Raw genomic sequence first — 7,864 nt, 5'->3', positions numbered from 1 at the left:
AGTTTAGGTTCTACAGTTTAGGTTCTACAGTTTAGGTTCTACGGTTTGGTTCTACGGTTTGAATTGTACGGTTGGCTCTACGGCTTTGGCCGTAGACTTTACACTTTTCGCCGGTACGCTTCTAGCCTGTAAATTCTGCACCTTTGTCCCCTTAAACTTTGCCCTTGTAGGCGCTGCCCTTCGGGTGTATACACCGTTAGCCGATCAAGCTCTCACAACTTTACCGCCTCGGCCGCGTAAACCTTCACATCGAGCGGAGCGGCAAGAAATTCGCCGGCTTTGCCGGTGAATGCCGTGAAATGTGCGCTGGAATTATGGCTGGCAACCGCCTGCTGATCTTTCCAGACCTCAACCATTGTGTAAGCATTTTCCTTCTCCGCATGTTTGTACAAATCATACGAAACATTGCCGCCCTCTGCTCTCGAAGCTTCCACGAGCGGAAGAATCTCTTTCAGGAACGCCTCATCTTTATCCGGCTGCAGCTGCATGGCCGCGTGAATGATAATCATGACTGATAACCTCCTTTTATGTCAGACAGCTCTCCCGGCAGGGAGCTCTCTCTTTTATGCTTTCCAAACGAAAACATTGTTATTTATTTAAATCATAAAATATTAACCTATAAATAATATAAAAGAAAAAAGACCGAAAAGCAAAAAAGCCCCGGCTTATGATAAATATCCATGCCGGCGCCTTTTCATTACCGCATCCTTGCAGCGGTGTTTACATCCTCCCGGCTCTTAAAATTTGTATCGAAAGAGTTGCAGCTTGCCGCCTTAATACAGGCATTCATTTTTTATCGGCAGGAAAACAGAAGTAGAAATCGACATAAATAAAGGGAACCGAAGTCCCCCGTTCACGTCACCCCTGCCCCGACAAGAAATCCTGGACCCGGCGTCCTAGCGTTTCCCGTTCTTTATAAGTGTTGTACAAACGCCCGTTCACTACCGAAGAATCTCCGAAGAAAAACCGTTCGTAAACCGCCTGCCTGCCGCCGAACGCGCTCACACCAAGCTCCCACGCAAGCCGGGACAATTGCACATTTTCCTTGGCGCTCAGGTCAATACCCTTCAAATAAAGGTTTAGCTGACCGCCGATTTCGGTACTGAAATCCGCTTCGTCCGGAATCATAATCAATCCGCTTGCTCCGATCAGCTGGATGATTTCCACAAACCGCGGGTATACCTTGGGGAAGTAAACGTTAGCCGCAAGAAGCGGCTTCGGGTCGGGGAGCATACTTCCCCACTTATCCCGGGACGCCCCTTTTTCAGCCGCAAGCTGAAGCGCCTTGAGCGTCTCCAGAGCCACGATAACCTCCGTTACTTTCTCGGTTACATGGCTGTGGCTGTCGAGGCCTCCCACTTCGACCATTTTTTCAAGCGTACCCAGAATGAACTCCGTTTTGGCGATGTTTTTGCACATGATCTGCACACCGGTGTGGGTATGAAACCGGCTTTCATCCACAAGCTGCCAGGCCATCCTTTCGTTCCCGCATATAAATACACGGTCCCACGGCACGAGCGCATCTTCGAAAAGAACCAGCGTATCCATCTCCTCGAATCGGGAGCTCAAAGGGTAGTTGTACGCCGATTCGCCCCCGACAAAGCTCTCTCTGCATACAAAGCTCACGCCGGCCAGATTGCTCGGCACCGCGAAAGCGAAGGCGTGCGGGCTGTCCTCACTGCCTCCATACGGAAAAGGAGCCGGAAAAACGAAGATTTCATCCGACGTCGCTCCCTGAGTATCCAGCAGGAACGCGCCCCGGACGACGATACCGTCTTTATTTTTGTCCACCACCCGGGCAGCGGCCGGTTCCTCGAAGGTCCGCAGAAAAGTGGACACTCTCGCCGCTTTCGGCTGAATAAACACGTGAGAGAGCGTCACGTCGTTTTCCCGGCAGTATTCGTAATAGCGCCTTAAGTTATCCGCATATTCGGGGTTCTCTTCTTCGATCAGGCCCGCCGCTGCGGCGAAAGCCATTATGGCCGTGTTCATATAATCGGGAGCACGCCCCAGGAAACCGTGATGGACCGAAGCCCACGCCTGCATCATCTGCCTGCGCAGCGCAAGGTCCTTCTTCGTCTTCGGCTGCAGGAAGGACAACCCGACCGGGTCCCCTGCCGAAGGTGAAGCATACGTCATTTTCGCCCGCCATTCCTCCGCCTGCTGCATATCATACATCGAAGCCTGAGTCGCCATCAGCCCCTTGAACGCTTTATGCTCCGAAATCATTCCCTGCACCCGTTCCCCCGCAATCCAAACGCCGGGAAGATGCCGGTTAATCCGTTCTATATAGTCGCCGCCGTTTTTAACGGGCATTAGAATCGCCTCCTCACTCTATGGTTACTGTATTCGGGCGAAGGCGGATTGGTATGAACGGATACCTAAAGGGCGGGTAATAGGGAAGATTTCCGCCCCTGGGATGAGATCGCCGCAAACTTGGCGGATAAGCCTAATTCCGGATAAGCAGGTAAGCGAAAAAGGCTTCCGGTTCCCCAAGGAACCGAAAGCCTGTCCGGATGCGGCCTTATAGAAGCCCGGCTTCCGCCGCCTTTTCCACCGCATCCTCCCGGTTGCGGACACCGAGCTTGGCGTACACCGTGGACGCGTAATTTCGGACCGTTCCGTCCGACAAGTACAGCTTGGAAGCGATCGACTTGTATCGGAGGCCTTTGGAGAGCATCCGCAAAATCTCGATTTCGCGCGGAGTCAGGTCATAAGCTGCTCCGGCAGGGGCCGCTGCCTCCGGCAGTCCGGGTGTCTCGGAAGTCCCGGAGGCACCGGTCCGTACCGAAGCTTCGGCCGCTTCCCCGAGCTCGCCGAACAGCCTTGTCGAGAGATCCTGAGCGATCATGGTGCCTCCGCGATGCACGAGGCGGATCGTCTCGGCCAGCTCCTTCGGCTCGATCGACTTAAACAAGTAGCCGTCGGCCCCGCTGCGCAGCACCTCAAGCGCTTTGTCCGGCGCCTGGAAAGTCGTCAGGATGACGACCCGGACGTGCGGCCACTTCTGCTTGATCGTCCGGGTGGCGGCGGTGCCGTCCATATTCGGCATATCCAGATCCATCAGAACCAGATCGGGCTCCAGCTCCGCACAAAGCTCGACCGCCTGCTCGCCGTCTCCGGCAAGCCCCGTAACCGTCATATCCTTCTGTCCCTCCAGAATGGTCCGGAGGCTTTCGCGAATGAACGCCTGGTCGTCGGCAATCAGCAGACGGATCATCTCGCCTCCCGGCTCGACCTGGCGGGGCAGGGTACAGGTCACGGTTGTCCCCGCGCCCTTCTCCGAGTAGACGGAGACCTGCCCCTGCAGGCTTGCCGCCCGCTCCTTCATCGCCTTCAGCCCGAAGCCTTCCGTCAGGAGCTCGCTGCCCTCGCCGTTGTCCTGCACCTCCAGCCGAATCTGCCGGGGTTCGAACTGCAGCGCCGCCTGAACTTCCGTGGCCCTGCCGTGCCTCACGGCATTCGTGAGGGCTTCCTGCAGGCAGCGGTAGAAGATCATCTTCACCTGCTGAGGCAGGGCCTCCTCTTCTCCCAGTACCCGCAGGCGCACGGTCACCCCGGCGCTGGCCTCGAATTCGCGCCCCAGCCGCTCCAGCTCCTCCCGGAGCGAAGACAGCTTCTGCGAAGCGCCCATCTCGTGCAGAAATTCCCGCACGTCGCCCATGCTTTTGCGGGTCACCGCCAGAAGGGCCTCCAGCTTGTTCTCGCCTTCCTCAGTCGCGATATCCGGTCGCAGCGTTTCAAGTCCCATAATAAGAGACGTGTACGAATGCCCCATCGTATCGTGCAGATCCTTTGCGAGCCGGTTCCGTTCTTCAAGCAGAGTCATCCGCTCCACTTGGGACATGTACTGCTCCAGAACGCTGTTCTGGCTGCGGATGATTTCATTTTGCCGGTAATTCACCACCAACAGATGGAACGCGTATCCGATCGCATAAGCCAGCCCGATTTGAACCATCATTTCCCAGAGCGGCTTCGCTGCTTCGGAGAATTGATACATCATGAACGGCACCAGCAAAACGGCGGCCGGTCCCGTCCAGCGGTATGTTTTATCCTCACTGTTCGCTGCAATCAGGGCGGCGGGCACGAGAAAGGTCAAATAGGCCTCGGGAAATAACGAAGTTAAATAGACGCTGACTCCTCCGGACAAAATCAGCTCGGGAATCAAATACGCCGTCGTATTCACCTGCAGCAAAATCCATGGAACCGAGAAGGCGGAGATTTCCCAGCACAAAACCAGCCACAAGGGAAGGTTTAAGTCATTTTGAACCTGGATGGTCGTGATTGTGGTAGAAATAAAAATCAACAGACGGATGATAAAAAGCGCCCACTCGTACCAAAACCACTGCTTGACCGCATCGAACATGTTTGTCACCTCTTTGTCTGGCTGCCCGGATCGACACCCGGCTGTTCTTGTTATTACTATGCCACGGCAAGCACCGGCTGTCTATGTGTGAAGCCGTTTGAACATGTTCCGGGTATAGCGTCCGGCCAGCAAGGCCGAGCTCCATCCGAGTTTTGCGCCTGCGAAAGCGAGCAGAACGCCCCCGGCCATCACGAAGAGGGATTTTACAAACGTGTCCACAGGCATTCCCGCAACGTTGATATCCAGGTATGGAACCGCAAGCGGAACCAGAATGAAGATGACAGGCGCGATGTAGCACAGGACAGCCAATAGAAGGGCAAGCAGGCCGAGCGGGAATTTCAGCATCAGACAGCCGATGATCGTCCAGTTGCGCCGATCCGCAAGCTCTTCTTTCGCCTGCTGCCATACGGAGCCTCCGTTTTTTTCCGGCCGCTCGTAAGGTTCTATGGAAATATCCGTATAAATTTTGGTTTGTATCCTTTCATAACGGGCAAACGTCCGCGTACTGCGCATAACGTAGGTGATCATCGGCACCCCGATTAAAGTAAAAGCCATGCTTAAACTGAAAACCAGGCTGACTAAATAGAAGCAAAAGTAAAACACCCCCGTAGCGAAAGTAAGCAGCAAAAAGTAAAAAGTTTGAAGACTTTGCACTATTTCTTTTTTCATGGGAATCTCGGTCCTTTCCTGTTCGTTCTTTTGATTTTGTTATTCACATTGGATTCTCCGGCTGTCTGTATCCTAAACCGCCCGCTGTCAGATGCACCAGTGAGCAAATGTCATATGACACTCACATCCAAATAAATGATGGTTTCGTGACGGAAGATCACTGGCTCATTTGACGGAAAGTCTGCAATATTAGGGACATCGCGGAAGGGAACACCGATCTTCACGGCACTCCCCGCCTGAATCAATCGCATAACGGATACACAAAACAGAATGCGAAAAGGAGAATATACCATGAAAAAAAAGCTACGCCTTGCAAGTCTTGCTCTGCTAGTCTTGTCTTCCTCTATTTTCACGGCCTGTTCGTCGGACACGCCTGCCGCCAAACCGCCCGAAGCGTTGCAGCCCGATAAAGGTGCCTCGCAGGGACCCCTCGACACCAAGGAGGTTGAAGCGTTTGCCGATCCTATATTTGCCGAGAAAATGAAAAAGTTCAGCGTCAACGGTTCCAGCTTCGTGGTCGTCAAAGACGGCAAGGTCGTGTTGAATAAAGGGTACGGCTATGCGGACAAGGAAAAGAACATCCCCGTCGATAAAAACACCGTATTCCAGATCGCCTCGGTCACCAAAACGTTTACCGCCCTGGCCGCCCTGCAGCTTGTGGACGAGGGAAAAATGGAACTGAAGGGTGACATCGAGCCCTACCTGGGCGGCCTGAAGGTGCCCAACAAAACGGGAACGCCGCTCACGTTATTCGATCTTCTCACCTATACAAGCGGGATCGATTATCCGGATATAGCGAATTATGTAGGACCCGATCTCGTCTATCAGGATATCCCCACGAAACCTTTTCTGGCCGAGCACATGCCTACGGTTGTGCGCAAGCCGGGAGAAGCCTACACTTACGACAACTACGCCTTTCTGCTGGCCGGGCATGCCGTTGAGAACGTGAGCGGGCTGCGTTATGACAAATACATGCAGGAAAAGGTGTTCAAACCGCTCGGCATGACTTCCACCAGCGCCCGCTTTACACCCGAGCTGCTTGCGAGAATGGCGGCTCATTACGATCCGAGCGACAAGCCTGTGCCGACTGACGGGCATGCGCCGACGGACGGACCGCAGGGCAGTATCATCTCGACGGCCGAAGATATGTCCAAATATATGATCATGCAGCTTCAGAAGGGCAAATACGACGGCAAACAGCTCGTCAGTCCCAAGAGCGTGGATCTTATGCACAACTATCAGGTTTTCTCCGAAAAGTCGCTGCCCATGACAACCGTCGGCTTTGAGGGGTATTTTACGGATCTCATGAACGGCCACCACGTGATAATGAAAGGCGGCAGCATGACGGGCCACCAGTCTTTAATGGTTCTGCTCCCTGATAAAAATACGGGGTTTTTCATGTCCTATAACAATGACTCCATGATGAGTATCGACGTGTTCGAGGAATTCATGGATCACTATTTCCCTGCCGAGAAAGAACCCGAGAAACCGACTTACCTTCCTTTGAATGAAAAAGATGCGCAGCAGTACACGGGCATGTACCAGAATACACGCCTGCTGTTCCTGAAAACGAAATTTTCGTACGATAACGGCAACCTGATTATGGAAACCAATTCTTCGGGCAAGCATGCCTTGAAAATGATTAATCCGCTGCTTTTCGAAGACGAGTCCGGAAACAAGTTGGCATTCAAGAAAGACAGCCACGGTCAGATCGAGTACTACTATTACACGAACCGGTCCAGTATGGAGTTCATTTCCGATGCTCAGAAAATGCATGAGAAAACTCCGTTTGATGATGTCGCTAAAGACAGCCCCTACAAACCTCACATCGATAACTTGAATACGTGGGGAGTTATGGGCGCGCGTACGGGCAATTCATTCCAGCCTCAGAGCACGATGACCCAGGGTGAATTTGCGGATGTGCTTCTGAAAGCCCACGGCTGGTACGGCTTTGCATACTCGATCGAAGACAACAAAAAATTGATGGTCGCCGATATCCCGGGCTTCGACCGGAAAGCACCGGTCACACGGCAGATCGCCGCCGCGATGATCCAGAACATGAAGCAGCTTGAGCCTGCGTCGGAAATCAAGCTGGCCGGAACGACCGACGAGTGGGCGGTTAAAGCCGTCACCGCACTGGTGTCGCAGGGCATCGTAGATCCGGGCGCCTCCGTTAAACCGGACGGCTCGGTCGATTTCCGCTCCAAGCAGCCGCTGCTGCGCCAGGAAGCCGCCGTTCTGCTGGATAAAGCATTCGGCTACTATACACTGCCTCATAAGGTGCAGTAAACCTGCAGCTGGAGGCGGCGTACGGCCTGCCGAACCATACCGGGGCCGAGACGGCGCGCCAGGAGGATTACGGAGCCGCTATTTCTTGAAAAAGCGGCCCTGTCCTCCTTTTACGCCCGCCCCGGCGGAATCTGCGGCTTCACGGCTCCGAAGCCGCAACGGATTCGGACGCGCCCGCGTTTCCCGGCAGACGGGACCCGCATTAGGTTGAGCCCGCACAAGGCTCCCGGGACGGCGGACTTGGCGTCACAGACCATGGCCATTCACTTTTTTTCTTGTTGCCGGAGGTCTGACGCCCGCTCTCTCTCTCTCTCTCTCTCTCTCTTATATGTCCGCCGTCCGGTCTTCTGCCGATACCCTTTGATTCCCGGGTTTCTCCGTGCATTTTCTTTGTCTTCCGCTGCCTTCAGCATTTGCCCCTCTCTTCCGTATCACCGGACGCCAGACGGGATTGCTCTTCTTCTCCGGCAGATGTCAGCTTCCAAAAAAGAAAACCCTCCACTTCCGCTTTAAGCGGAGTGGAGGGTTTTTGACTTTATG

5 protein-coding genes are annotated in these 7,864 nt (G+C 54.0%); 1 reads left to right on the top strand and 4 read right to left on the bottom strand.

Features of this window, described 5'->3' with window-relative positions; all coding sequences use genetic code 11:
• Positions 1-212 precede the first annotated feature (212 nt).
• The 4 genes from C4S74_RS15885 to C4S74_RS15870 all read right to left on the bottom strand — a co-directional run bounded on the left by C4S74_RS15885 (position 213) and on the right by C4S74_RS15870 (position 5,035).
• A complete protein-coding gene (locus C4S74_RS15885) occupies positions 213-509 on the bottom strand; it encodes a putative quinol monooxygenase (RefSeq protein WP_103996282.1) in 297 nt (98 codons plus the stop codon).
• 349 nt (positions 510-858) lie between these two features.
• Entirely contained in the window at positions 859-2,316 is a 1,458-nt protein-coding gene (gene hpaB / locus C4S74_RS15880; RefSeq protein ID WP_103996281.1) for a 4-hydroxyphenylacetate 3-monooxygenase, oxygenase component, read from the bottom strand.
• A 208-nt stretch (positions 2,317-2,524) separates the two neighbouring features.
• Positions 2,525-4,366, bottom strand: a complete 1,842-nt coding sequence (locus C4S74_RS15875) for a hybrid sensor histidine kinase/response regulator transcription factor (RefSeq protein ID WP_103996280.1) — start codon at positions 4,364-4,366, stop codon at positions 2,525-2,527.
• 81 nt (positions 4,367-4,447) lie between these two features.
• A complete protein-coding gene (locus C4S74_RS15870) occupies positions 4,448-5,035 on the bottom strand; it encodes a sensor domain-containing protein (RefSeq protein WP_103996279.1) in 588 nt (195 codons plus the stop codon).
• Between the two features lie 291 nt (positions 5,036-5,326).
• Here C4S74_RS15870 and C4S74_RS15865 point away from each other — a divergent pair, with 291 nt between their 5' ends.
• Positions 5,327-7,324 carry a serine hydrolase gene (locus tag C4S74_RS15865; protein ID WP_103996278.1) on the top strand — a complete coding sequence of 666 codons (1,998 nt, stop codon included), beginning with the start codon at positions 5,327-5,329 and terminating at the stop codon, positions 7,322-7,324.
• The last annotated feature ends 540 nt before the right edge of the window (positions 7,325-7,864 follow it).

Source organism: Paenibacillus sp. UNC499MF, assembly GCF_900107975.1.
In the GTDB taxonomy this organism is placed as follows: Bacteria; Bacillota; Bacilli; order Paenibacillales; family NBRC-103111; genus Paenibacillus_F.
Note: the sequence above shows the minus strand (reverse complement) of the source record. Positions and strands in the feature narration are given on the sequence as shown.